The sequence below is a fragment of the Candidatus Chromulinivoraceae bacterium genome, assembly GCA_035478595.1.
Lineage (GTDB): Bacteria > Patescibacteriota > Saccharimonadia > Saccharimonadales > Saccharimonadaceae > CAMLKC01.
In genome coordinates this window covers 63,260-90,036 of sequence record DATIJL010000011.1, presented here as the reverse complement: position 1 = coordinate 90,036, position 26,777 = coordinate 63,260, and the positions used below count along the sequence as shown (strand labels likewise).

The window sequence follows — 26,777 nt, the reverse complement described above, 5'->3', positions numbered from 1 at the left end:
ATATGTATATATGGAAACAACTGCCACCTGGCGTGAAGATAGCTATCATTGCAATTGCGCTTGTTATCGTGGGGCTCATTGTCTACGGGATTTACCAAGGTATAACTGGGGGAGGCAAGATTACTGTCACGATAAATGCCATTCCAGATGACGCCAAGATAACGATAAACAACAATAGCGTGGGTGCAGGCACAACCTATCTATTACCAAATCAAACCTATACAGTTAAAGCCGCTAAGGATGGATTTGCCGACTATTCAGCCACACAATATATTGATGCCACAAATCATGTAATAACCGTTGAAATGACCGCTGTGAGTGACGCCGCAAAACAGTGGGAGCAAGACAATCAGAGTAAGTATCAGTCCGTAGAAGGGCTTGCGGGTGCACAGGCGAATGCAACTGGTGAGGCTTTTACCGCTAAAAACCCAATTACTACTGCCTTACCACTCGACAATATGATCTATACCATCGGCTACAGGAACGATCCAAGTGATCCAAGTGGTAACTCTATCATTTTGACCGTAGAAGCGCCTTTAGGCTACCGGAACAGTGCCATAGAGGGAATTCGGAACTTAGGTTACGACCCAACACAGTTTAAAATTCAATTTAACGATTACACGAATCCATTTGCATCATGAATAGAAAATACACCATTAGACTCATCATCATCGGCATAATCATCATTGCCTTAATCGGCGCTGGGTTTGCCTATAAATACTTTAGCTCGTTTCACAAAGTAACTCTTACGGTTCGACAGACTGGCCTATCAGCAGATATATACCAGCGCAACCCCAATTCAGACGAATCGGACAGCGACACAAAAGTGGGAACGGTTAAGGGAACACAGGTACTATCCTTGCAGCCTGCAAAATACTACGCAGTTCCAACCGATGCTAAATACGATAACTCACAGATAAGTTTTACTGTGGCTGATAAAGACATGTCAGTATCCGTAAACCCAGGATTTTCATCTAATTACTTAGCGTCTGTCTTGGCAGCCGAACTTCCAAGTATTACCGCAGTCATTGATGCCAAGTACGCAGCTATCCTGAGCGGATATACGGTTAATAGTGGTAAATTATACCTCGATGGCACCTGGTACGGTACAACTATTACGCAAAAATCGCCAGGGCCAGGACAACTAGGTGATGTATATCGTACGGTTCTTCATAAAGTAAATGGCACGTGGCAGTTCGTGGCGACTCCGGTGCTAATATTAACAGCACCAGATCATATGGATATTTCGAACGATATACTTGTCGATCTCAATAAGCAGAGCGGTTACTAGATAACCAGGTTAGTAACGTAGTCCGTATGAAGATTTGAGTTATTGGTTGCTGACGTAATAATAATTTGATTCTTTTTTGTAAGATCAATCAAATAGTTCTGACGCTCTTTATCAAGCTCGCTGAATACATCGTCAAGCAGAATGACAGGGTTTTTACCCGTAATAAGTTCGATGATGTCTACCTCGAGAAACTTCAGGGCTAGTACGATAGAGCGAACTTCTCCGCGTGAGGCGACCGTAAGGGCAGGCGAGGTGTTGAAATTAAATAAGATATCGTGGCGATGCGGCCCGGTCGAGGTAAACCCGAGTAGTCTGTCCTTTTCCGCATACTGATGTAACTCTGCTAAAAGACGCTGCGCTACGTTACCTTGAGGCTCGTAAGAGTACGCAACCGTAACTATATCATCCGTATGTGAAATCGATCCATAAACAGCGTTTAAACGTCCGTTAAGCTCACCAACAAACTTCAGGCGTTGTTCTATAATATAAGCACCATATTCGCTCAGCGAAACATCCCACGCAAACATACTATCGCTATAGGCACCTTGTTTTAATAGAGAATTCCGTTGTTTAAGTGCACGCTCATACCGACGCAGTGAAATACTGTATTGCGGATCAAGCTGAGCGATGAATCTATCGATAAATTGTCGGCGCCGAGTAGGGGAACCGCTCAAAAGTCGCAAATCATCTGGTTCAAACAGAACAACAGGATATTTATAACGATCAGGTAGTCGATAATTTGTTTTGCCATCAACAATAAATTGTTTACGACCTGACGAGCGAGAAGGGTCGAACTTAACCGAACGCGAGGCTTGGTTTTGATATCCGATATCTATGCGATACCATTCAGCACCTCTTCGCAACACATCACCATCCGAACCTTTAAAAGATGATCCTTGAAGCGCAATATACAAGGCCTCAATAAGCGAAGTTTTACCACTGCCATTTGTACCTGTAATAAGCGTCACATTAGGCGAGACGTCCAGTGAGTAACTTTTGTGCACGCGAACATGCTGCACTTTAATGGCCGTAATTGGATCCATACTAGCTCTTAAGCGGCATAATAATATGCTTGTAGTTCACATCATCACTTTTTGACGTGAGAACACATGGCGCAAGTTTACCGCTAAAGCGAAATTCTACGACCTTACCATCAATTGCCGCTAGCGCCTCAGCTAAATATCGTGAGTTGAGTGTTACTTGGCCGTCGCTTGATACCTCTACGGCTGTTTCTGAGGTGTTTTCTCCAAGCTCCGAGGCGATAGAGTGGATAGAGAGTGTCTGCTTCTCTTTGTCGGCCGTAAGCGTGACACTGCCACCGGAATCCCGAGCGAACAAACCGGCAATTTTGGTGATACGCACAAAATCACTCGCATCGATCACTAATGTCGTTTCTGATGTATCTGGAATGAGTGTCCGGTAAGGAGGGAAGTTACCGTCAATAAGTCGGCTCGTCACCTCAGCCTCACCAACCCTAAAGCGAACCTGTGTTTCGTCAAATAGCATATCGATTTCAGTGACATCATCACTGATCGTGCGTAAAACCTCTTGCAAAGATGACGTTGGAATAATTGCCGCCACTTCGCTTTTTGTCTCTACAAGCCGACGCTCAGATAGACGGTAGCCATCTGTTGCTGCCAAGTAAAGATAGCCCTCAAACGAATGCCAGTATACACCGGTGAGTACAGGCCGCGTGCTGTCATTACTACTTGTAATAACAGTCTGCGAAACGGCTTGTTTAAAATCGGCGACGTTAACGCTGTATTGAATAGAGGAAGTTTCATCAATCGTTGGTAACTCAGGAAACTCGTCAGCAATGACACCATTGATAACTGATGTATATCCACCAGAAGAAATAGTAAGGTGGCTGTCCTTTACCTTTAAGTCAACTGTACCTTTTGGAAGGCTTGAAACGAAATCACTCACTAAACGAGCGGGAATTGTAATTGCTCCAGGTGTGATGATCTTTGCTCCAATATAGTGAGTCGAAGCAATCTCGAGGTTCGTAGCAGCTACAAGTAATCGGTTGCCGTCTGTTCTTAGGAGGATATTACTAAGGATAGGTAGCCCAGCTTTACTACTTGCTACTCGTCCGACGTTACTGAGTGCTTTGGACAAATTTTCTTGAGTTACAGAAAGTTCCATTACTTATTACCTTTCTTTATTTTTCCTTTAGTGGTTCTAATAGTAGGGGCTGTGGAAACTGGGTAAAAATAGTGTTCAGACAGAGGTGAGAAGGCTCTTTTTTGTGGGGAAAAGTACTGTGCAAATAAAGGGATAACTTTGGGGAGTAAAGCGACTTGTGCACTAGACCCTGCAGTAAGTGTATAAATGAAGGCTCCTATGGTGGATAGACGCCCACTTGTTTTACTCAGTGTTATCCATCCTCTATTCACAATTTTTCCACTAACCTTAAGCATAAAGTTTCTCCCTGATGTCCGCTACCTGTTCACGGATGAGGAAATCGAGTTTAATAGCCTTTTCTATCTTCTCAACGGAGTGGATGGCTGTCGTGTGGTCTTTTCGGCCAAGCTCGTTAGCAATTTTTGGGAAGCTCAGGTGGAGTTCGCTTCGTAGTAAGTACATGGCGATCTGGCGAGGAACAACAATGTGTTTGTCGCGCTTAGCGCTGCAGATTTCCTTACCATCAATCTGGAAATGTCGGGCAGTCTTATCGATAATCTGCTTAGGCGTTACGTGTTGTGGGCGGGATTGTCGCACATTTCCAATCAAACCTTCGGCGGTTGAAATGTCCGGCGTAATGCCACGCATCTCGGCGTACGCTAGTAATTGGTTTAACGCTCCTTCGAGTTCACGGATGTTGGTTTTGATGTTATTAGCGAGGTATTCAATCGTCTCGTGGCCAAGCTGAATGCCTGAAAGAGTAGCCTTTGTTTCGACAATAGCGCAGCGTGTTTCGAAATCAGGCATTTGAATATCGATTGCCATACCCCATTCAAACCGACTGCGGAGTCGTTCTGTTAGTGTAGGAATACTCTTAGGGGGCTTGTCGCTACTGATGATAATCTGTTTGTTACTTTGGTGTAGGGCATTAAACGTATGAAAAAATTCTTCTTGAGTTTTTTCTTTACCGGCAATAAATTGCATATCATCTACAATTAGTACATCGACGTTGCGGTATTTATCGGCAAATCCTTTTTTCTTAAAACGGATAGTGTCCATAAATTCCTGCACAAACGTTTCAGAGCTGATATATAAAATACATGCGTCAGGTTGAATCTTGGCAATCTCGTTTCCAACTGCCTGCATAAGGTGTGTCTTACCTAAACCTACACCACCATACAAAAAGAGTGGGTTGTATTTTGTACCAGGATTATGTGCGACGGCTTGGCATGCAGTATAAGCAAGGTCATTACTACTACCGACGATAAAGTTTGCAAAGGTATATCGCGGATTAAGACCATTAGCGTTTGGCTTGTTTGCCGTAAGGCTGCCCACACGTGGTTGTGATGGAGAAGAGATGAGCTCCTCTACGGAAGGACTTGATGCGGTTGCAGTTGTTTCGCGGGTAATGGTTTTTTTTGCCGAGTTAGTTTTTACGGTATAGGTAATTCGTTTAGGTACGACGCCATTTTTTTCTAGAACCGATTTAATCTGATCATTGAACTTAACTTCAAATTGACGCTTTGCAAAGATATTGGGCACTGCAATGACGACTGTCTCGCCTGTGTTTTCAAGCAGCTCGGTGTTTTTAAACCAGGTTGTAAATGCAGCATGCGAAATAGAAACTTCAATTTCACCTAATACGCTTTGCCACAAAGCATGATGCATATAGCTTGTCCTTTCCCCGGTGTTAGTCTACCTCAGTTGTTATCCTCTACTATACAGGGACGGAGAGTTTTCCACAACCGGTAGTGGGTTTAGCAGAATGGGAGGGTAGAATAGGGGTAGCAGTTTTCCACAATATTGTACCACCCCTATGAAATATGTGGATAAATGACGTGTAAATGTGGACAAGTAAATATTACGAGGAAACGAAAAGACATAATTTTCAAGTCTCATCTTGTCAAAAGGGGAGAAAACCGGTAAAATAGCAGAGATATGCCAAAACGTACTCACCAACCACACACACGCCACCGTGCTCGCACGCACGGCTTTCGTGCACGTGTTGCAACCAAAGCCGGTCGCGCCGTGCTTAAGCGTCGCCGCGCTAAGGGCCGCGCTCAACTGTCTGTATAGCCAGTTAAAAACAAAAAGCACTCCTTTAACTAAGGGAGTGCTTTAATTTTAAGGTATAATAAAAACTAACATTTATGTTATCTGCGATACATCGATTTCACGGCCATGGCAGTTTGCGCTATGTATATAAAAACGGACAGGCTGTCCGTTCTCATTTCATGACGGTTAAGCACACGGATAATCCACGCCGTAAACATTCTAGGTTTGCTATTGTTGTCAGTAAAAAGGTTTTAAAAAGCGCCGTCGGCCGAAACCGTATTCGTCGTCGTATCTATGAAGTTATTCGTGAGGAACTTCCTCATATGAAAGCTGCGAGCGATATTGTTGTTATCGTATTTTCTAGTGAGCTCGTTGCTATGCCGGCATCCGAGCTAAAAGAAACGATTCAGCAGTTGTTTGACCAAGCTGGTCTGTATCAATAATTACTACAAACTGCTATAATATAATGCAAATAGTTTTCTGGAGTTTTTAAGAGTGAATATTTTTGACATTTTAATTGTGCAGCCAATATTTAACCTGTTGATCGGCCTGTACAGTATTATTCCTGGCGGCGACTTTGGTGTTAGCCTCATTATCTTTACGGTGTTGGTTCGGTTCGCGCTGTTCCCGCTTGTAAAAAAGCAGCTGCACCAAACCCAGGCCATGAAAAAGATGCAACCCGAGCTAAAGCGCATTAAGGCGCAGGCGAAGGGCAATAAGCAAATGGAAAGCATGATGATGCTTGAGCTGTATAAAAAGCATGGGGTTAACCCATTCCGTTCAATTGGCATTTTACTTATTCAGTTGCCTATCTTTATTGCGCTATATAGCGTGATTCGTATCTTTACCTCTCATCGAGATGAGATTGGCAAGTACACCTACGGCTTTATGGAGCACATCGGTCCCATTCAACAGCTTATTCAGCATCCTGATCGTTTTAACGAAAAACTACTAGGTATTGTGGATCTTACAAAAACAGCCTTTTCTAACCAAGGTGTTGATGTTGTTCTAGTTATCGTAGCTCTCATAGCAGCTGCTACTCAATACTTTATGAGTAAGCAGACTATGCCGCAAACGGAAAACAAAAAACGTCTCCGTGACGTTATGGCCGAAGCAGCTGATGGCAAGCAGGCCGATCAGTCTGAGATGAATGCGATCGTTATGGGTAAAATGACGAAAGTGCTTCCATTCTTTATGTTCTTTATTATGATTGGCGTTCCTGGCGCATTGGCGCTATACTACGCTGTATCAAACCTTGTTGCGGTAGCACAACAAGCGTACCTTCTTAAAAAAGACGAAGTGGAGATGGAAGAGATCGCCGACGAACCTTCGCCAAAACCAGTCAAAAAGGCAACTGCTAAGGCTCGCGAAAAAGCTGCTAAGACAGGGACGGTAACTCGCATTAAAGCTAAGGACATAAAGAAGAAAGGGACAAAATAATGAACGCTCAAGAATCTATCGACTTCGCAAAAAAGTACCTTGAGGACATCCTTTCATTTTTTGGAGTGAATGTTTCTGTTGAAGCTATGCAAGAAGACGATATTATTGAGCTAAGTGTCCCCTCTACTGAGAGCAATAGCCTGCTCATTGGTCGTAACGCCGAAACACTGCGTAGTTTGCAGTACACACTATCTACGACACTTCGCAATAAAGACGCAGCGCTCACCCGCGTTAATCTCGACATTGCTGATTACAAAAAACAACGTGCTGAAAAAGTCGCCGAACAAGCTCGTGAATGGATCGAGCAGGTTCGTACGAGCGGCGATTCTTATGTTGCTAGTCTTAACGCTGCTGATCGTCGCGTCGTACATCGTGTTGCAGATGAGTATGACGACATTCGTACGTTCTCTGAAGGCGAAGGCCGTGATCGCAAGATCATCATTGCGCAAAAAACTTCTTAAATTACTTTTTTAAAGCATTAATATAGATCTCGTGGGTTTGCTGCGCCATGCGGCTCCACGAGTATTTTTTTATTTGCTTATAGCCTTTTTCGATCAACTGCTTGCGAAGTTTCGGGTCAGTAAGAATGTCATCTATAGCACGAGCTATATCATAGGTATTAAGCGGGTCGAAGTAGTGAGCGGCATCTCCGTAGACTTCAGGTAGACAGGTTGCCGAGCTGCTTGCAACGGGTGCGCCATAACCCATAGCTTCAAGGGCGGGAAGGCCAAATCCTTCCATAAGCGAGGGGAATACATAGGCTGAACAATTTGAAAAAAGCCAATCACGCTGGGCGTCTTCGATGAATCCGGTGTAGTGGATATTTTTATACCCTTTTTGCGTAAAATACTCCTCAGTCTTAATATGGGCAGGCGTTTTCTTACCGACCAAAATTAACCCGAGATTAGGGTGCTTTTCGAGCAGTTTTTGATGCGCATCGCCAAGTCGACGAATGTTTTTGTAGTCGCTTTGCTGACCAACGTACATAATGTATTCCTTGAACGGATGCTTGTAGGGCGTCAGCTTATCGACAAATACATCTGCCGATTCGTAGGTAACGGTAACCTTACTCTCGGGAATATGGGCGAACTTTACGTAATCATCTTTTACATACTGTGTTGGCGTAATAATATGCGTGCTTGTTTCCCCTACTTTTTTAAATACATACCGGCCAACAAGCTGTTTTGCGTGGAATATGAGCCAGTTTTTATCGGAATTATACGTTTGCAGAAGTGTTAAGTCGTGCACTGTTGTGACGTGTATACCGTTGTAACCTAGTGGCTGTTGTGGCATGCAAAAATGCACCAGGTCGGGCGCGAGTTCGTCTAAAAAGTTTTTAAATCCGGTCTGCTCAGAAAACGAGTAATTAGGAAAATCAATCGTAAGAACATTGAAATTAGGATTCTTTGGTTTATAAAAATCCTTATCTTTTGTAGGGACTAAAATAGAATATTTGTTAGTGGTATCGATTTTCTCTAAATAATGAACGAGTCGCTCGACATAGCGGCCAGTAGAGGAATTGATGATTCGGGCGTCGATGGCGATATGCATAAAAACTCCTGGTATAAGCTATTTATTATTAGTAACGGCAGGCTTGAATACGACGCGTGAGTAAAGGAGGTAGTTCCATACAAGCGACACGACTGTTGCGCAAAGCTTAGCTACCAGTAAAGCGAGATCAGCCGATAGATAGGTGCCAATAAAGGTGAGTACCATTTTAATGACGATTGTTTGGAGTACCCATAAGCCAAATAAGGTTACAACAACAAATAACAGAACTTCTCTTTTTACATTCGTGTCTGTCGTTTTAAAGGTGTATTTTTTGTTGGCAAAAAAACTAAAACAAAACGCTGTGGTGGTAGAGATGATATTTGCGGTAATAGTAGGCAGGCCAAGGCTTTTCAATAAAAACAGCAAGCCAAAATCGATAACCGTGTTGGCGCCGCCAACAGCAACAAACCGAGCTTTTTCTTCTTTATTTTTTATCATGTGAAGGTTTACCGGTGTGATATTCCTCTACAAAATAAAGAGGACGCTGCTTGGTCTCGTTAAAAATACGACCGATGTATTCGCCGATAATACCAAGCGAAAGTAACTGAACGCCACCGATAAAGAGGATGACCGCCATCATAGAAGGGTAACCGGCAAGGTCACTGCCATAAATGAGGGTGCGAATAACCAGGTAGATAACATAGAGAAAAGCCCATAGCGATACAATAAGCCCTACATAGGTAGAAATTCGTAATGGTGATGTTGTAAAAGATACAATTCCTTCAATGGCGAGGTTAACGAGGGAAAAGTAATTCCACTTGGTTTCGCCGGCAATACGAGGGTCGCGTTCGTACGTAATTTCCTTCTTTTTGTAACCAATCCAGCTAAACATACCCTTGGTAAAGCGCTGACTCTCACGGATTTGTTTAATAGCCTCTACGCAGCGGCGATCAAGCAAACGAAAGTCACCCGTATCTTGTTGGATAGGAATGCGCGTTGACCGCTGAAGTACCTTATAAAAAGCGGATGAGGTAGATTTTTTAAGCCACGTCTCCCCTTTACGGCTATTTCGCCTCGCGTAGACATCATCGTAGCCTTCCTCCCAAAACTTAATCATGGTAGGGATGAGCTCTGGCGGGTCTTGCAGGTCGGCATCGATAATAACGGTTGCATCACCCGTTACGTGGTCGAGGCCGGCGATCATGGCGATCTCTTTTCCAAAGTTACGGGATAAATTTACATAGGCGATTCGCGGGTCGGTTTCGGCGTAGGTTTTTATAATTTCAAGCGTACGGTCGCGGCTGCCGTCGTTTACAAATAAAAATTCAAAGTCATAATCTTTTGTTTCGCCCGCAAGCTTATTGAGCCGTTCATAAAGATGCCGTAAAGCGCCTTGTTCGTTGTAGGCGGGGATAAGGATGCTGATTTTTTTACGTCCAGTCATTAGGAGTAGTATACCATTATTTAACTGCCTGAATGAGTTCGACAATGCTTGTAAATGTAGTCGCGCCAGCGTTTTTAAGTGCTAAGGTTTTGGCTGCAGCTGACTCGTTTTCGCCGCCTAAAATGGCGCCAGCATGTCCTAGTTGTACACCGAGCGGCGCCTCATGGCCGGCAATGTATCCATAAACGGGTTTGGTGACGTGTTGTTTGATGTATTCGGCGGCACGTTGTTCGTCGGTTCCACCAATTTCACCAATCAGTACAATAGATGTCACGTCGGGATCACTCTGGAATAGCTCTAGGCATTCAATAAAACCCATGCCGCGTATGCGGTCGCCGCCAATACCTATAATATATTTTTGACCCAATCCCCGCTTACTTAAGCCAGCGGCAGCCTCGTAGGTAAGTGTACCGGAACGACTAACAACGCCGATTGAACCTGGCAGTCCCATAGAGGCGGGGATAATGCCAAGTTTTGTGGTGCCAGGTAATAAAATTCCTGGACAATTTGGTCCGATAATCCTTACACCAGCCTTGTTGGCCGCCTTTTTAACGACAAGCATATCGTGAACGGGAACGCCCTCGGTAATACAAACTATAAGAGGTATATGAGCTTCTACGGCTTCAAGCAAAGCGCTTTTTGCAAAAGGCGCGGGCACAAACACTACGCTCGCATCGATCGTCATGTCTTTTTGAATATCGGCGATGGTTGCGTAGACTGGTATGCCGCCAATAGTCTCACCTGCTTTATTTGGGGATGTTCCGGCAATTATATTCGTACCTGCGGCGCGCATTGCAGCAGTATGGAAAGCGCCGTGCGTACCAGTTATACCCTGCACGATAACGTTTTTTGGGGTGAGTAGGGAATTATTCATTATTTACCTCTTGGCTCGCAGCCTCAAGACAGTCCTCGAGTGTGGCGAGGGTGGGGATATTTTCAGTAGAAAGAAGCGCAACTGCTTCTTCAAAATTAGTACCCGCAAGACGTATAAAAAGCGGAGGCAGGTTCGGAATTTGTTTTTTTGCGGCGATGATTGCCTTTGCCACTTCGTCGCAGCGAGTAATGCCGGCAAAAATATTAATGACGATTGCCTGAACAGCAGGAAATTCGACGATTTTTTGAAATGCACGTAAAACACTCTCGGTGTTTGCGCCACCGCCAATATCTAAAAAGTTTGCGGGTGTAAGACCGCGCACAGCAACAGCATCCACGGTTGCCATGTCGAGCCCGGCGCCGTTTGCAATAGTTGCGACTGTTCCATTAGGATCGAGAACGACAAAGTTGGCATCGTGAGGCTTATCTGTAAAGTCCCACTCCGGGTGACGAAATGCGGCGGCATCGTCAAGCTCCATCTTACAATCGCCGCAGACGAGAGCATTTTTATCGGTATAAACAAGGGGATTGACCTCTAAAAGTGTTGCATCGTTTTTAATGAATGCATTATATAGCTTACGAATAAACGGTTCAATAAGATCGGTCACATATCCAAGGTACGCGGCGAGATCTGCACTACAGGATGAAATCGTTTCGCCATCGATAGCACGAGAAAAGAATTCCTCTGAGTTATGAGATTCAACTTCAACACCGCCGTTTGTATGCGCCATGAGCCGCAAGCAAGCATTTTCGCGGTCAATCAGCAACGAAAGGTAATGTTCGTTCTTTATGTTTAACACTTCTTCGCCTAATATTTTCGACGGTTTATACCCTTTAATTTCAAGGTCAAATAACATGTTGAAAACCTGCTGCAGCCTATCGTCATTATGCACAATCTGCACACCGCCTGCTTTGCCTCTTCCGCCTACGGGGACTTGGGACTTTAAGATGATAGGCGTAGAAATAGAAGAGACATCCGAATCTAAGGAGATGACGATGCTTTTTGGAATGGGCAAACTGGCTGTTTTGAGGATGTTTTTTGCTTCGTATTCGAGAAGTTTCATATTTATTTACCTGTAAAGAACTTACGAAGTGCTCGAAGTCCTTTTTGGTCTGGTGGCAAATCGGGCCAAAGTAACTCTTTTATGTAAGTAGTCTTTGCTGTCTTTCGAGATTGGATTGCAAATCTTGCAGGAATAGCATGGCTCCAAAATAATACAATTCCCTTAAAAAAACCTTTTAGAGCTGGTTGAGCGTTACCATTCTTAATAGCATTTAACAGTATGATTATATACGCAAACCAAAAGCGAATCCCCACAGAGATAAGAAGAGGGCGAGGAACATTTTTTGTATATACAATAGGTAGATTTTTGAACGTTTGGTAAACGGTGAAACCTGGCATTTTGCTGCTCGTTGCCCCTTGCTTATGATAGGCAGTAGCTTTAGGCTCATAATATACTTTCCAACCGCGTAATTGTGCACGAAAACTTAAGTCTACATCTTCGTAATATGCAAAGAAGGCATTGTCGAATATTCCAATATCATCAAACAAAGCTGTACGGTATAAACTTGCCCCTCCTGTTGCTCCGAATACTAACCCACCCTCCGGTGCGGTCATTGCTTTTTTACCACGGCCACGAGGAAATGAGAGGCCCCATATACTATATTGTTCTCCGGTGCTGTCGATTGTTTTACCATCAGCATGGAGTAAGAGACTAGTGACGATGCCGAGACTTTTATCGCTACGGGCTCGCAGTAAGAGGGTCTCGAGCCATTTAGGATCTGCTAGAGCGTCATTATTAAGTAACGCCACATAGTCATAATTATTGTCTCGTGACCATGAAATACCGGCGTTAACGCCGCCAGTAAACCCAAGATTTTTTTTATTAAGTAGGAGAGTAACTCTAGAAGAGTGCTTCTTCTTAAGTGTCTCTAAGACATCGGCAGAATTGTCTTGAGATCCATTTTCAACTAGGACAATCATAAAATTTGACAACGATTGTTTTAGTAAGGATTCAACACACGCTACGGTATCGTTTGGTGCTTTGTAATTCAATACTACGACGGCAATGCGTTCTATCGACTTATTATTCATCTTTCCCTATAATACAATAAAAGATGAACAGAATACTTTCTAAGAAAAATAGAGTTCTGCTTGCCGAACTCGTTCGTACAGACTTTAAACTAAGGTATCAAGGATCAGTTCTAGGATACGCTTGGTCTCTTTTGAAGCCATTATTACTCTTCGTAATTCTTTATATTGTCTTCGTTTACTTCCTTAAGATTGGTAAAGATGTTCCACACTACCCGGTCTACCTTTTACTCGGTATCGTTCTATGGAACTTTTTTAACGAAACAACTTCGCAAAGTCTTGGTTCAATTGTAGGTAGGGGCGATCTTATCCGGAAAATTCGCATACCTCGCTGGGTAATTGTTTTTTCTAGTAGCATTTCTGCTCTTATCAATCTATTCCTAAACCTTATTGTGGTTGGTATATTCATGGTAATTAATCAGGTGCCGCTAACTCCAACAATTCTTCTGCTTCCGTTTAATATTATTGAAATATATTTGTTTGCATTAGGAGTCTCTCTATTTCTCTCTGCTGCATATGTAAAATTTAGAGACGTTAGTTATATCTGGGAGGTGGTACTCCAAGCAGGGTTTTATGCAACGCCAATTATTTATCCTCTCAGCATGATCACTTCTGTTTTTGTACAGAAGCTATTACTTCTAAGTCCAATCGCACAGGCAGTGCAGGATGCACGGTATAACACAGTCACTCACCAAGCCTTAACATCCGGTATCTTATACCACTCATTCGTTTATGTTGTGCTTCCTATGGTTGTTGTTGCAGTGACGCTTGTTGGAGGAATTGCGTACTTTAGGAAAGAGTCCAAGTACTTTGCGGAGAATATTTAAATGAATGACAATATTGCAATTAAAATCGCTCATATACATAAAACGTTTAAACTGCCACATGAAAAGCAAAATACGCTTAAGGGTATGATCATTAACTTCGGCAAACGAGGTTACGAAACCCAACACGTTTTAAAGGGCTTGAACATTGACGTACATAAGGGTGAGTTTTTGGGTATCTTAGGTCGTAACGGAAGTGGTAAGAGTACACTGCTTAAAGTTCTTTCTGGTATCTATACGCCCGATGAAGGTCACGTAGACATTAATGGCAAGCTAACGCCATTTATTGAGCTTGGTGTTGGTTTTAACCCTGAACTTTCTGGTAGAGACAATGTTTTTCTTAATGGTGCGCTACTTGGATTCTCTCGCTCAGAAGTTGCAAAGATATACGACGAGATTGTTGCGTTTGCTGAACTTGAGCGGTTCATGGATCAAAAACTTAAGAACTATTCGTCGGGCATGCAAGTACGCCTTGCGTTTTCAATTGCGATTCAGGCAAATACAGATATTCTTGTTCTTGATGAGGTCTTAGCAGTGGGAGATGAGGCGTTCCAACGAAAATGTTATGACTACTTTAACGAACTTAAGCAAAAAGGCAAAACAGTCGTGCTTGTTACTCACGATATGAGTGCTGTGCAGCGTTTTTGCACCCGCGCGATTGTTTTAAATAAGGGTAAAGTCATTTTTGACGGTGACACAGAGCCTGCAACTGATGTGTATAGGGGTCTGAATTTCGAAAGTACTGATGACTCTTCTAAAAAGAATAATCGGCGGCGTCAGCACTCAAGTAAAAATATAGCAAAATCAAGTACGATTACCGATTTAAAGATAACTGATTTAGAGGGCACAGAAAAGGCGCTATTTAAACCAGCCGAAGCATTCATTGTAGAAAGTTCTATTACGTTTAAAGAAAATATAGAAAAGCCATCTATTCTCCTGACATTCAATAACCCGGGCGGGATGATCTTATCCGCACTTGATACAAACCTTATGGAACGAAAACTCAAACCTGTAAAAGCGGGACAAACAATTACGATAAAATGGAAGCTAGATGGTATATATAACGACGGAAAGTATCTCGTATCGGTAACCGTTACGGATGAGTCGGACCAGAGTGTATCCAGTAGGATGGACGAAGGTTGTGAGTTTAATGTCATTGGGTGGGACATGCCAAATGTGCTTCTTCATCCTAAGATAAACTACTCCATCGACATTACGTAGTATTCGCGAGAGATGTCTGCAATGTGTTGTAATCTGAACGAAGCTCTAGGTAAAAATAGGTCGTTTATCATATACTAGACCTATGGTAAAAGTAAGTAGCTTGAAAAAATATGCACGAAAAAGTGCAACTGTACTTAAAAATGAAGGCGTTGTTTCTCTTGGTATTAAAGGTCTGAAGAAGCTAAGGAAAACGCAAATCCAGCATAGTAATAATCCTGCATTGAAACGAAAGTTTACTTCACTCGTAGATCGTTCTAATGTTATGGAAGCAAATTGGTCAGAGCAGCCATATGATATAAATACGGCAAAAAAATCTGTCAAACCTCCTTATACGATTAACTGGGTTATGTCACCTCCAGGAGGCGGCGGCGGACATCAGAATATATTTCGTTTCATAAGCCTGCTAGATAAGATGGGTCACAAAAACAACATCTATCTCTATAGCACGTTTGATGATATGACCATCGTGCAGGCTAAGGAAAACGTGGCTTCGTATTCAACCGCTAAAAACCTTAGTTTTGAAAAGTATAACGGTACCATGGCGGAGGCGGATGTCGTGTTTGCAACGGGGTGGGAAACGGCATACCCTGTGTTTAATGCAAAAACAAATGCGCAAAAAATGTACTTTGTTCAAGATTTTGAACCATATTTTTATCCCATGGGAACAGATTACATCTTGGCAGAAAATACATATAAATTTGGTTTTCACGGAATCACTGCCGGCGGTTGGCTCTCGAGCAAGCTGAGTGCAGATTATGGGATGGTATGTGACCACTATGATTTTGGTGCGAACAAGGATCTTTATCAACTTACGAATACTAAAAAACGAAAAGAAATATTCTTCTATGCCCGCCCAGTAACCGAGCGTCGTGGCTTTGACCTTGGCGTTATGGCGCTAGAGATTTTTCATAAGGCAATGCCAGAGTATACGATTAATCTTGCAGGGTGGGATGTCTCGGAGTGGGATGTGCCATTTCCCTACGTCAACCACACAGCTCTTCAGATAAGTGAACTACCAGAGCTCTACAACAAGTCGGCTGCAGCACTCGTTATGTCACTAACAAATATGTCTTTATTACCCTTAGAGTTGCTTGCCTGCGGAACAATTCCTATCGTTAACGATGCTCCTAATAACCGGCTCGTAAGTGATAATCCATACATTGCCTACACGGAGCCTTCTCCGCAAGCACTTGCTAACGCGCTTATCGAGACCGTAAAAAGAGCCGATCTTTCTGCATACGCCAAAAAAGCTGCTGCCAGTGTACCTGTGGATGGTTGGGATGTTGCAGGTGAGCGATTCCTCGGCGTATTAGATAGAGAACTTTCTCGTGGCTAATGTTTTAGTTCTTGGTGCAAATGGCTTTATTGGGAGTCATCTTGTCGACTCTCTTGTTGCTGGTGGACATACCGTTCGTGCATTCGATAGATTTAGCTCACGTAAGCCGCAGTTTAAGTCATCGGACCAAATTGAGGTTGTTGCGGGCGACTACCTTAACCTCGATGATATAAAAAAATCGCTCGATGATATCGAATATGTCTTTCATTTTATTTCGACAACAACACCCGTATCAGCCGAGAATGACCCATCAATTGATATCAACACGAATATACGTATGAGCGTTGAGCTTTTTAAGTTGTGTGCAGCGGCGAATATTAAAAAAGTTATCTTTGCCTCCACGGGCGGTTCAATTTATGGTGATACCGGAGCGACGTCCTATAAGGAAACAGAAGTGCCCTACCCAGTCTCACCGTATGCCATTGGTAAGCTGACGATTGAACATTATTTACGATATTTTCGAGTTAAACACCAGCTTGACTCGATATGTTTGCGTATCTCGAATCCTTATGGAGAACGGCAGCCATTTCATCGTAAGCAGGGTGTCATACCGATATTTTTAGAGTGTATGGCTCGTAATCAGCCTATTACTGTTTTTGGAGATGGTAGTATGGTAAGGGACTATATTTATGTACGAGATCTTACCGACACGATTGCTGCGATTTTTCAGAAAAAAACAATGCATGATACATACAATATGGGATCTGGCGTTGGTACAGATGTGAATCAGTTAGTAGATGTGGCATGCCGAGTGTCAGGAAAATTTCCCAAAATTGACCGTAAAGAGACGCCAAGTACATTTGTTAGAAAAGTTGTTTTAGACACAACTAGATTTAAAGAAGAATTTGGCCAACCCGTAGCTGCAACATCGCTTGAGGATGGAATGCGTAAGACTTATGACTATATAACTCAAGAAATTAGCAAGGAATAACGTGAAAGATACTAAGATAAAAGCAACAATATTTATTCCTACCTGGCAAGCAGAGCCGTATTTGAACGATCTTCTACGGAGTGTGTTTCGTCAAAAGGTGGATTTTGAATACGAGGTGCTTATTTTTGATACCTCATCAACAGATAAAACTCCTCAAATCATCGAAAAATACAAAAAGAAACATAAGAATCTTCGTACAAAAACAATCACCAAAGCAGAGTTTGGTCATGGCAAGACTCGAAACGAAGCCGCGCATGAGGCTAAAGGTGAGTTTGTTGTCTATCTCAGCCATGACGCAATTCCATCGCACGACTCCTGGCTGCACGAGATGATTGCGCCATTCGCAATTAATCCTAAAATTGTGGGTGTAACAGGTAAGCAAATTCCTCGTCCGAAGTGTGTTCCATTGCAAAAATATGAGATCCGGACTGCGTTTCGCAATCTTGGCCCAGATTTTGGAACAACTATTTTCTATAAAGACAACTTTATGAAAAACCCAATTTACAAGGATTCTGTGACTTTTTATTCGGATGTAAACTCCGCAGCGCGACGATCGTATCTTGTTGATGAGTTACCATATCGAGATGTGCCATACTCCGAGGACCAGCTGTTTGGAAGAGATGTGATCGAAGCGGGTCTCTATAAAGTTTACGCCGCAAGAGCAAGTGTTCTTCACTCTAACGACCTTACGCTGAGAGAGTATAAACACCGTATGTTTGATGAAATCATAGGTCTGCGTAAAATTGGCACAAAAGTTACCAAACCATCCATCAAACACATCATCAAAGTGACGATACTCGGTGTCATAAAGGACGCTGTACGCACGATATACGATGGCGAGTATTCACTTAAACGAAAAATATACTGGTTGCTTGTAAACCCGTTATACCATATCGAGAAATGGCGCGGTGTACGACTCGCTGTTAAAGTTGAACTTTCTGACGATGCTATGTTTGGTAAACACTCTCTAGAAGAAATGCGTGCCAAAATAAGCAAGTAATTCAGCATTTTTATGTTAAAATAAACATAGGATAAGCGTAAGTTTTATGCTGGATCATATATGATAAAAATACATAAGAAGAAACATGGTAAAAACAAAATTATAGCGATTGCCGGTGGCGCTCTTGCTGTTGTTGTAATCTCCTATCTTGGCGTGGCATTAAAATACCATTACCCTCCGTTTGTGCAAGCAAAAGGTAATAACCCAGCAGGGCAGTATGTTAACTTAGAACGAAGTGATGCTGAAAAGCAAAAATCTCAAGAACTAGTGGACAATCCACAAGCAAAAACACAAAATGATCAAACGGATGTGCCTACCCCACCGAGTGCGACATCATCTGGCAAGCAATCGGTTAATGTCTTATTAACAAACGCAAGTGTGACAAATAACACAGTGAAGGCGAGTGGCCTTGTGACTAATTTAGTTCAAGAAGGCGGCTCCTGTACATATACGTTTACGAATGGCAGTACTGTTATTACTAAAACGTCTAACACTCTTACAAACCCTACATCAACAACATGCGAATCTGTTAGTTTTAGTGCCGACGAGCTGACGGCGGGCGGAGCTTGGAAGGTGGTACTAAAGTACGCTTCTTCAAGCGCTGAAGGTGTGTCAAATACAAAGGAATTTACTAAATGAGCCGCAAAGTAATAATTCTTGGAATTATTACTTCTGCTTTTTTTGGCAGTCTCTTTTTATGGACTAACACAGCTCACGCTGTTAGCGTAACAGGGTTTGACCCCAGCCGTATTATTGACGATGCAATTTTTTATGATCCAGATAGTATGGGCGGACCAAGCAATATACAAAACTTTCTCAATTCGCACGTACCAGCCTGTGACACGTGGGGCACGCAACCGTCGGGTTATGGCAATTTAACGAATGCACAATATGCTCAGCAAATAAAAGGATGGCCCGGACCTCCATACGTTTGTCTTAACAACTATTATGAAAACCCCACAACTGGTGAAACCTCCTTTGAAAAAGGTGGCGGAGCTTTCAGTGGGGGTGTTAGTGCGGCGCAAATAATTTATGACGCTTCTAAGGCGTATAATATCAATCCAAAAGTGCTTCTTGTAATGCTTCGTAAAGAGTCACTCAACTTGTTTAGTGACTCTTGGCCAATGAAATCACAATATAAATACGCGATGGGCTATGCATGTCCAGATAGCGGCCCAAATTATTCTGCTGCTTGTCAGTCGGATAAAGCAGGATTTTATAAGCAGGTAATGTACTCTGCGTGGCAGCTACGGTACTACTACGACCACATGGGCACATATAACTATGCTCCTGGACAATGGAACACTATTCAATACAGTCCGGATCCAAGCTGCGGTACGAAAGATGTGTACATACAAAACTATGCAACCGCAAGCCTATATATTTATACACCTTATACGCCTAACGATGCTTCCCTAAACGCATATCCCGGTACGGCTTCTTGCGGTTCGTATGGTAATCGTAACTTCTGGTTTTATTGGCAAGAATGGTTTGGGTCAACACTTACGAATGGTAACTTTGTAAGAAGCGCAAATGATTCGACGGTGTATTTAGTGGGCGATAAGGTTAAATACCCAATTTCAGATACGAGTCTTATTGGGGCAGCACCTGGGCTTGGTGGTATAGGGTTTGTATCGCAGGCATATCTCGATAACATTCCCACGGGCCCTCTCTTAGGTAGATTTATAAAAGGTACCGACGGAACGATATACTTTTATGATGCCAATATAAAATTGCCATTTACTTCGTGTGCGATGGTTAGCGCCTATGGCGGTGATTGTTCATCGATTGCAAGCTTGACCGAGTCAGAAATAAATCAATTTTCAACAGGTCCTGCAGTGACACAAGGCATGAAGACCAAGTCGGGGCATACCTACTATATCAATGCAGGTGCGAAGCAAGAAGTGTTTGACGATCAATCGCTTTCCGATGCGAGTATATCTGCGGGGTATAACCTTTTGAGTGATTCAGCATTTAATTATTTGCCATATGGCAAACCGTTCATCAGAAAAGATGTTGTAGTTCAGAGCCGACAAGACCCGACCCGAAAGTTATTTAGTAATGGAACGACGTTATATCCACTAGCTGTGTCGGGAGCTGTCGATACAGCGTTCTCTACCTTTACTTCAGGCCAGTTGGACAATCAAAGTATAGACCAAACATCAATCGCCCCTAAGACGGTTAATAGTAGCCTGATTGATGAATCTGGTAATGAGTATGTACTGACACGAGATGGCAAAAAAACCGTACCCGATCCTACATCTTTTGGAATATCTCCGGTACAACTGCCGTCTACAACAACTGCAAAACTGTCTGGTTCGGGCTCTTTATCGACGGTATCGCTGTTAAAATCATATGACGATGCTACCGTATTCGCTATCGTGGGCGGCGAGAAACGACCCCTTGTGGCAATGGAAGACTTGACGTCTATTACCGGCGATAGTCAACCATATATTGGATGGGTTACAAACGATTTGATCAACTCGATACCTACCGGAAATATTATTGTTGGTGCGGGTAGATTGGTAAAAACGCCCTCGGATGCTACGGTTTACATGACAGATGGCTACAATAATTTAGTACCTATGAGCAGCTTTGACCCATCAGAGGATCTAGGCATAAATATGTCAATTCGAACAATAAGTAATTCTATTCTTGCTAAATATACTGTGGATCCGAGCGTTCTGGGTTCTTATATAACCTGCGGAGCAACTAATTATGTTGGAATGGGTGATGTACTTTATCAGATGACGCTAAGCGGTATTACACCTCGAGTGTTGAGGGCGCAAACGTGTAATGTGCTAAGTAAGAGTGCGACGCCTCCAGCCTTTGTCCGCACGCCGGATGGTACAATATATCAGCTCAATCAAGGTACGCTATATCCAATTGGTAGTTGGACGAAGTACGCATCGTTAAGCTCTGGAGCCGGTAGTACGGTCAATATTACGCGTTCGACGGCCTCGTTTTTTCCTGTCGGATCGACACTGCAGTAGATAACAGCTAATCTATAGTCTTGAGAGTTATGCGATTTTGTAGATTGCTTCCGGTGATCTTCTCCTGAATAGATGAAACCATGTCCGGATCTACATAATAGGTAATTCTTGTGGTTGGATCACAGCTGTCCACAATAGGTGCAACGGAGAAATCTTTTGGTGCAACGGAAAATGAAGCACCTTTAACGGCATCATAACATTCGCCATAAGGCTTGTTTGAGCTAAGCAATCTTGACGCAACCTCATTTAAGTTGGGATTATTTTTTGGGTAAAAAATTACAATGTCTTTTTTGTTGTAATTACTTTGTGAATAGTCGGTTGAGAGTATGTGAAAGATCTGCTCGTTAATTTGTGAAGTTGTTGCGCGGCCACCTTTAATGTAGGTGAACAGAAGCGGTTTTGTATAAACGAACTGCACGGCAAGCGAGGCTATGACAATTACAACTAAAAAGGTGAGTGATGGTGATGATCGAGATTGGACCCAATTAAGGAAAAATGCTATACCAACGATACAAAGCATAGACGCTGCAATCGAAAACGCATTGAGCGATTTGAAGTAGTAATAAAAGTTAGCTTGAGCTGAAAATAGTTGAAGTAAATATAATAATGCTGTAAAACCTAAAATAACAAGAATATAAACAAGAATAGGCTGTAGCTTGTCGGCCTTTGAACGCTGTAGGACGAAGATGACAAATACCACTAAACCAGCAATGATAAAATTATAAAAACTAGGAGGGTATGTTTGGATAGGACCGGGTAGTAATAGCCCCTTTATGAGAGATACGGATTGGTCGGTGCCTTTAGAACTGACGATTTGTACAAGTATAGGTGCTAGTGCTAAGACGAGTACGAATAGATATCGCGGAAGTTGGGTAGTTAAACCTTTGAGTGTTTTAATAGCTCCCCACTTATTTAGGATATCTAGTAAATAGATTATGGTTGCCCCTGCAAAGACAGGGAATAATAGTAGCCATGACAAAGCTGACCCCATGCAAAGGAGTGCGGGCAGGATGAGCGAGTTAAGTAGTAAGCTGCTTTCTTTCTTTTTTAAGAATGATATTTGCACAAGAGAAAGCACGAACAAGGGGACAATTATGAGTTGCGGTATAAAACTATAGAAACCATCAAGATACGGATCTACTAAAAACCAACCAGTAAATAATAACGAGGCTATCCCTACCCACGCGTATATATTGGGAGACAGTTTATCTTTAGTAAATATGCTGTAAAGGCTAAAGATAGATCTTGTGAAAATAAAAATTAGAAACAGAAACCAAAAGGTTTTTGATATGGCATATGCCACAAGAGACTCCGCACCAGTCTGTATGGATGGAGAGAAAGATTTAATAATTACGGCATTGGCAGAATGCCAGCCAGCTGGGTAGAATGAAACGCCTTTAGACGTTGTGTGTCCATCAGCGCTACTATGTAAAATAACTCCTCTATTAAACTGAAGTCGATCATTTAGCATTCCTAAGTGGTTTGGATCATCTATAACGCGGTTGATTAGGACTATGATCGTACTGGGTTCTTTGCCGCCAGAATAATGAATAGGGAGTAGAACGAATCCAATAAACGCCAATAGGCAAACTCCTAGCGAGATTGTGTCTTTAAGGCTGAGTGAGAAACTGATTTTTTTGTCGACGGTCTGGTTATGGATCGTTGGTTTTATTAAAAAATATAAAATGAGCAATACGACTGTTGTTAATGGGCCGCAAAGTGTAAGGGGAAAGTTACTTGAAAAAATCCACGATATTAAAATGACAGCCTGAAGTACGAGGACATAAAAGAAAATGGAAGTGGCAAAAATAAAGAACTTACTGTCAAATACCGCTCGGTGTAGAATTAGGGCAAGTAACCTATAGGAAACAGCAATGGATACGATAAGTGCAACTATAGGCAGATAAAAACCAAGTAGAACAACACCTAAAAGCGCTCCGCCTACTATCAAATTATTCTTAATGTTATCTTGAAATTGAGTGATGAAGACTCTCATGTTTATCCGCCTTATTCTCTAGTAACTCACAGGATACTCTATGGATTATACCGAAAGAGAGCGGTAATGACAAAAGAAGTGTCGTCAGTATGGTACATGGTATATACTACATATAGTTTATGGACGCAAAGCAAATGATACGTCGTATTAGATCCGCTCTGTCTCGCTGGATCATTAAACCTGAGAAGGTATATCTTATTATTGCACTAGTAGGTGTCATTGGATTTGCGCTTATTACACCTCCATTTCAAGGGCCTGACGAAGAAGCTCACTATGTTAGAACTCAATATATTGCGCATGGTTACCTTATACCGCTAGATGTTAACGGCACTTCGGCTGCTTTGCCAGATTCTATTATGGTGGTGGCCAAAAAAACGTTTTATCGCGATGATCTACGTGGTAAAACAGCGGATAAATACGAAATCGATCGAACGAAAGATGCACTAAAAGAGCCTCTTGATAACGGTAAGACATATCAGCCCGTGATGGTCTCTTATAGTCCCCTCCCATATCTTCCTGCGGCCATCGGGGTCTTCTTTGCTAATTTACTAAATGCCAATCCTCTCGTTTCTTTATATATCGCACGATTATTACTAGCTATTACGTCTGTTGTCATCACCTTTTATGCGATTAAACTGATACCGCATAAAAAATACTTACTGGTCGCGATTGGTCTTACCCCTATGCTGCTGTTTCAGCAGGCAGTCGTTACGGCTGATGGGGTGTCTTATGCGCTGCTTGTCCTGTTTATTGCGTATATATTGTACCTTCGGCAGGCAGGGACCTTAGTCAGAAATCAATGGTTTATCCTATCTATAATGTCAGTGGGTATTGTACTGGCTAAACCTCTTGTATTTTTGTTTTTGCCGTGTATTTTACTGCTTGCAAGAAAACCAGATATCAAAAAGGTTATAGCGATATTTGCTCTTTGCGCGGTAGTGCTAGCTGGCTGGCTGATGATGACGAACCCAAAAGTGGATGTTACAACGGTCTCTAGTCTTCCAAATGGCGCAAATAGCCATCAGCAGCTCGATATGCTACTGTCACATCCAACTCGAATCTTTAGAGTAGGATGGAACACATACATGACATCTTATGGTGATGATCAAGAAAGGGGCGTGATTGGGATTTTTGGTGCAGCGGATGTCTACTACCCCTTATGGATGGCTGCTGGCTATATTATTGTGCTTGGTGTGCTATGCGCAACTGATATTGAAGACAAAAAGATAAAAGCCACACCGGGTATATGGAAGCTCCTTGTTGCCGTACTATGTGTAGGGTATTTTATTGCAACAAACCTCGCACTCTATTTGGGATATACTCCTGTCAATTTTGATATTGTATATGGAGTACAGGGAAGATATTTCTTGCCAATTCTTATTGTTGCGCTAATAGCACTGGGTTCGCGCGGTGTTCGCATTCGGTCATCTGATGCTACTCAGCTTCGTCAGTGGGTTGTCATATGGATGGCTATATTGGTGTTCTTGGCCCTATTTATAACCTATCAGCGATATTATCTCTATACTCCATGACAGCTTCAATAAAAAAAGACTATACATGGAACACTATTGGCGTACTGGCACAAAATGCTATATCACCACTACTGTTAATCATCGTAACACGACTAAACGGCGTCGCTGATTCTGGGATGTTTTCTTTTGCATTTGCGGTAGCTATCATTTTTTGGGTAATAAGTATGTGGGGCGGTCGTACATACCAGGTGTCTGATGTAAATAAAGAATTTTCACATCGAAGTTATATCATGGTGCGGCTAGTTCTCACGATAGCGGCTGTTGTTGGCGCGGTTTTATTTTCAGTAGTTAATCATTACGACCAAACGAAAACGAGTCTTATCCTTGCACTTGTACTATTTAAAACGGTCGAATCAGTAGCGGATGCAATCCATGGAGTTCTACAAATCAATGATCGGCTCTATGTTGTTGGTAGGTCACTTACTTATAAAGCAATTGCTGGTTTTGTGGCCTTTGTTGTTATCGATTTTCTTACGCATAACATTTTACTTGGAGCTTTAGGAATAGTGGCAGTGAACGTGGTTATCGTATTATTTTATGATCTCTCAAAGGCAAAGCGACTAGAGACCATTGATATTCCATTTTCTCAAATGGGATCGGTGATCAGAAGTGCCATCATCATCATGCGCCGCACATGGCCTGTTTTTATTGTGATATTTCTGTCTATGTTTTCGCTCAATATTCCGCGATACTTTATTGATTTGTACCATGGAGAAGAGATAGGCTATTTTGGTATCTTGGCAATGCCGATCACACTTATTGGTATGGTTATGGTCTTTATTCTCCAGCCACAGGTTGTATATTTGTCTAAAGCTTACGAACAGAAAGAGTACGTTCGGTTTAGAAAGACTGTTAAAAAACTTATGTATATAACTGTATTGATAGGACTCGTTATTCTTGTTGGAGCGTACGTATTCGGCGTTCCAGCTCTGAGTTTGTTCTTTGGTGTTAATTTCTCCCCCTATTTGGAGGCTCTCATGATTATTGTTGTGGGCGGCATTTTAAATGCAATTGTTTCGATATTTATAAATATCTTTACTATTATTAGAAAATTTAAACAGCAGTTTTACATACTACTTTTAACAAATATTACACTTGGTATCTTATCGGCAGTACTTGTACGATCGTATGGACTTACCGGCGGTGTATTGTTATTTACAGGAACGAATGTTGTGCAATTGATATTGATGATCCTCTCTTATGAAATGATCTTTCGTAAACGTATAAAAAACACACCAATAGCCTAATCTGCTATAATCACAATATGAACAAGCGGAGCGGTGAACGAATATTTATTACAGGCAGTAATGGACAACTTGGAAAAGCTTTAAGAGAGAAGTATCCAGATGCTACGGCAGCTAGCCGAGAAGATTTAGACATTTCGGATGAAGAACAAGTGTTAGGAGTCGACTGGTCGCAGTACGACACGATCATTAACGCTGCGGCGTATGTTAATGCCGACAACGCTGAAACAGAAGAAGGGCGTGAGCTTACGTGGAAGGCAAACGCTATTGGTCCGCGCCATCTAGCAAAGGCCGCTTTAAAACACGGACTCCATCTTATACACTTCTCATCTGAATATGTTTTTGATGGAGCTAAACAAGATCATAAAGAAGACGAACCATTTACACCGCTTTCTGTCTACGGACAAGCAAAAGCGGCTGGGGATTTGGCTGTAAGTTTAGTTCCAAACCATCATATTTTTCGCACCTCGTGGGTTGTAGGCGACGGCCATAATTTTGTACGCACTATGAAGCGTCTCGCGGATATGCGCGTTGATCCGCGGGTTGTGAATGACCAGTATGGTCGCTTAACATTTGTTTCGGAGCTTGTAAGGGCGACGGACCATGTTCTATCTAATGATGTTCCAAGCGGCACGTACAACCTATCAAATAGCGGTGATATAAAATCTTGGGCAGAAATAGCGGCCGATACGTTTAAGCATGCCGGTCACGATCCAAAACGCGTAAAACACATATCTACGGACGAATATAAAGCTGATAAAGACCCATTTGCTCCCCGACCTCAATTTAGTGATATGGATCTTTCTAAGATACAAGCGACTGGTTTTGAAAGCCAAGACTATGCGCCGCTGCTTGAAACATACATACAAAACTTGGGTATCGCTGAGTAG

General features: G+C 42.4%; 26 protein-coding genes. 16 read left to right on the top strand and 10 right to left on the bottom strand.

What is annotated here, in order from left to right; genetic code table 11:
* The first annotated feature begins 2 nt into the window (after positions 1-2).
* Positions 3-641 carry a PEGA domain-containing protein gene (locus VLG36_03345; protein ID HSW77807.1) on the top strand — a complete coding sequence of 213 codons (639 nt, stop codon included), beginning with the start codon at positions 3-5 and terminating at the stop codon, positions 639-641.
* Positions 638-1,291, top strand: a complete 654-nt coding sequence (locus VLG36_03340) for a hypothetical protein (protein HSW77806.1) — start codon at positions 638-640, stop codon at positions 1,289-1,291. Before VLG36_03345 ends, VLG36_03340 begins: the two co-directional genes overlap by 4 nt.
* Here VLG36_03340 and recF read toward each other — a convergent pair.
* The 3 genes from recF to dnaA all read right to left on the bottom strand — a co-directional run bounded on the left by recF (position 1,288) and on the right by dnaA (position 5,083).
* Complete coding sequence (gene recF / locus VLG36_03335) at positions 1,288-2,334, bottom strand: DNA replication and repair protein RecF (protein HSW77805.1); 1,047 nt, start codon at positions 2,332-2,334, stop codon at positions 1,288-1,290. The two genes, VLG36_03340 and recF, sit on opposite strands and share 4 nt — an antisense overlap.
* A gap of 1 nt (position 2,335) precedes the next feature.
* A complete protein-coding gene (gene dnaN, locus VLG36_03330; protein HSW77804.1) occupies positions 2,336-3,436 on the bottom strand; it encodes a DNA polymerase III subunit beta in 1,101 nt (366 codons plus the stop codon).
* Between the two features lie 267 nt (positions 3,437-3,703).
* Positions 3,704-5,083, bottom strand: coding sequence for a chromosomal replication initiator protein DnaA (gene dnaA, locus VLG36_03325; GenBank protein HSW77803.1), 1,380 nt, complete (start codon positions 5,081-5,083; stop codon positions 3,704-3,706).
* Between the two features lie 270 nt (positions 5,084-5,353).
* Here dnaA and rpmH point away from each other — a divergent pair, with 270 nt between their 5' ends.
* The 4 genes from rpmH (at position 5,354) to VLG36_03305 (ending at position 7,371) form a co-directional block, all read left to right on the top strand.
* Complete coding sequence (gene rpmH / locus VLG36_03320) at positions 5,354-5,491, top strand: 50S ribosomal protein L34 (protein ID HSW77802.1); 138 nt, start codon at positions 5,354-5,356, stop codon at positions 5,489-5,491.
* A 74-nt stretch (positions 5,492-5,565) separates the two neighbouring features.
* Positions 5,566-5,913: a ribonuclease P protein component gene (rnpA, locus tag VLG36_03315; protein HSW77801.1), complete on the top strand. Its 348-nt coding sequence runs from the start codon at positions 5,566-5,568 to the stop codon at positions 5,911-5,913.
* A gap of 52 nt (positions 5,914-5,965) precedes the next feature.
* Positions 5,966-6,910 (top strand): YidC/Oxa1 family membrane protein insertase, encoded by a 945-nt coding sequence (locus VLG36_03310; GenBank protein HSW77800.1) that lies wholly within the window; start codon positions 5,966-5,968, stop codon positions 6,908-6,910.
* Complete coding sequence (locus VLG36_03305; protein HSW77799.1) at positions 6,910-7,371, top strand: R3H domain-containing nucleic acid-binding protein; 462 nt, start codon at positions 6,910-6,912, stop codon at positions 7,369-7,371. Before VLG36_03310 ends, VLG36_03305 begins: the two co-directional genes overlap by 1 nt.
* Before the next feature lies 1 nt (position 7,372).
* Here VLG36_03305 and VLG36_03300 read toward each other — a convergent pair whose 3' ends face one another.
* The 6 genes from VLG36_03300 to VLG36_03275 are packed head-to-tail and all read right to left on the bottom strand — an operon-like array spanning position 7,373 to position 12,813.
* Positions 7,373-8,461 (bottom strand): glycosyltransferase family 1 protein, encoded by a 1,089-nt coding sequence (locus VLG36_03300; protein ID HSW77798.1) that lies wholly within the window; start codon positions 8,459-8,461, stop codon positions 7,373-7,375.
* Between the two features lie 18 nt (positions 8,462-8,479).
* Positions 8,480-8,899 (bottom strand): GtrA family protein, encoded by a 420-nt coding sequence (locus VLG36_03295; GenBank protein ID HSW77797.1) that lies wholly within the window; start codon positions 8,897-8,899, stop codon positions 8,480-8,482.
* Entirely contained in the window at positions 8,886-9,845 is a 960-nt protein-coding gene (locus VLG36_03290) for a glycosyltransferase family 2 protein (protein HSW77796.1), read from the bottom strand. The genes VLG36_03295 and VLG36_03290 overlap by 14 nt, the downstream gene beginning before the upstream one ends.
* Positions 9,846-9,861: 16 nt before the next feature.
* The gene (gene sucD, locus VLG36_03285; GenBank protein ID HSW77795.1) at positions 9,862-10,719 is read right to left on the bottom strand and encodes a succinate--CoA ligase subunit alpha; all 858 of its coding nucleotides are present in this window, start codon (positions 10,717-10,719) and stop codon (positions 9,862-9,864) included.
* On the bottom strand, positions 10,712-11,782 hold the full coding sequence (locus VLG36_03280; GenBank protein HSW77794.1) for a succinate--CoA ligase subunit beta: 1,071 nt from the start codon (positions 11,780-11,782) through the stop codon (positions 10,712-10,714). Before VLG36_03280 ends, sucD begins: the two co-directional genes overlap by 8 nt.
* Positions 11,783-11,784: 2 nt before the next feature.
* The gene (locus VLG36_03275) at positions 11,785-12,813 is read right to left on the bottom strand and encodes a glycosyltransferase family 2 protein (protein HSW77793.1); all 1,029 of its coding nucleotides are present in this window, start codon (positions 12,811-12,813) and stop codon (positions 11,785-11,787) included.
* 23 nt (positions 12,814-12,836) lie between these two features.
* Here VLG36_03275 and VLG36_03270 point away from each other — a divergent pair, with 23 nt between their 5' ends.
* The 7 genes from VLG36_03270 (at position 12,837) to VLG36_03240 (ending at position 21,115) form a co-directional block, all read left to right on the top strand.
* Positions 12,837-13,637: an ABC transporter permease gene (locus VLG36_03270; GenBank protein ID HSW77792.1), complete on the top strand. Its 801-nt coding sequence runs from the start codon at positions 12,837-12,839 to the stop codon at positions 13,635-13,637.
* Positions 13,638-14,855 (top strand): ABC transporter ATP-binding protein, encoded by a 1,218-nt coding sequence (locus tag VLG36_03265; GenBank protein ID HSW77791.1) that lies wholly within the window; start codon positions 13,638-13,640, stop codon positions 14,853-14,855.
* Between the two features lie 82 nt (positions 14,856-14,937).
* On the top strand, positions 14,938-16,191 hold the full coding sequence (locus VLG36_03260; GenBank protein ID HSW77790.1) for a hypothetical protein: 1,254 nt from the start codon (positions 14,938-14,940) through the stop codon (positions 16,189-16,191).
* Positions 16,184-17,122, top strand: coding sequence for an NAD-dependent epimerase/dehydratase family protein (locus VLG36_03255; GenBank protein ID HSW77789.1), 939 nt, complete (start codon positions 16,184-16,186; stop codon positions 17,120-17,122). The genes VLG36_03260 and VLG36_03255 overlap by 8 nt, the downstream gene beginning before the upstream one ends.
* Position 17,123: 1 nt before the next feature.
* Positions 17,124-18,122, top strand: coding sequence for a glycosyltransferase family 2 protein (locus tag VLG36_03250; GenBank protein ID HSW77788.1), 999 nt, complete (start codon positions 17,124-17,126; stop codon positions 18,120-18,122).
* Between the two features lie 60 nt (positions 18,123-18,182).
* Complete coding sequence (locus tag VLG36_03245) at positions 18,183-18,761, top strand: hypothetical protein (GenBank protein ID HSW77787.1); 579 nt, start codon at positions 18,183-18,185, stop codon at positions 18,759-18,761.
* Positions 18,758-21,115 carry a hypothetical protein gene (locus tag VLG36_03240; GenBank protein HSW77786.1) on the top strand — a complete coding sequence of 786 codons (2,358 nt, stop codon included), beginning with the start codon at positions 18,758-18,760 and terminating at the stop codon, positions 21,113-21,115. Before VLG36_03245 ends, VLG36_03240 begins: the two co-directional genes overlap by 4 nt.
* Before the next feature lie 7 nt (positions 21,116-21,122).
* On the opposite strand, the gene VLG36_03235 is transcribed toward VLG36_03240, so the two are convergent.
* Entirely contained in the window at positions 21,123-23,111 is a 1,989-nt protein-coding gene (locus VLG36_03235) for a hypothetical protein (GenBank protein ID HSW77785.1), read from the bottom strand.
* Between the two features lie 119 nt (positions 23,112-23,230).
* On the opposite strand from VLG36_03235, the gene VLG36_03230 reads away from it, so the two are divergent.
* Genes VLG36_03230 through VLG36_03220 form a run of 3 tightly spaced genes read left to right on the top strand, consistent with a single transcriptional unit; the run spans position 23,231 to position 26,777 of the window.
* The gene (locus VLG36_03230; protein HSW77784.1) at positions 23,231-24,643 is read left to right on the top strand and encodes a DUF2142 domain-containing protein; all 1,413 of its coding nucleotides are present in this window, start codon (positions 23,231-23,233) and stop codon (positions 24,641-24,643) included.
* A complete protein-coding gene (locus VLG36_03225; protein HSW77783.1) occupies positions 24,640-25,890 on the top strand; it encodes a hypothetical protein in 1,251 nt (416 codons plus the stop codon). Before VLG36_03230 ends, VLG36_03225 begins: the two co-directional genes overlap by 4 nt.
* Positions 25,891-25,907: 17 nt before the next feature.
* Complete coding sequence (locus tag VLG36_03220) at positions 25,908-26,777, top strand: NAD(P)-dependent oxidoreductase (protein ID HSW77782.1); 870 nt, start codon at positions 25,908-25,910, stop codon at positions 26,775-26,777.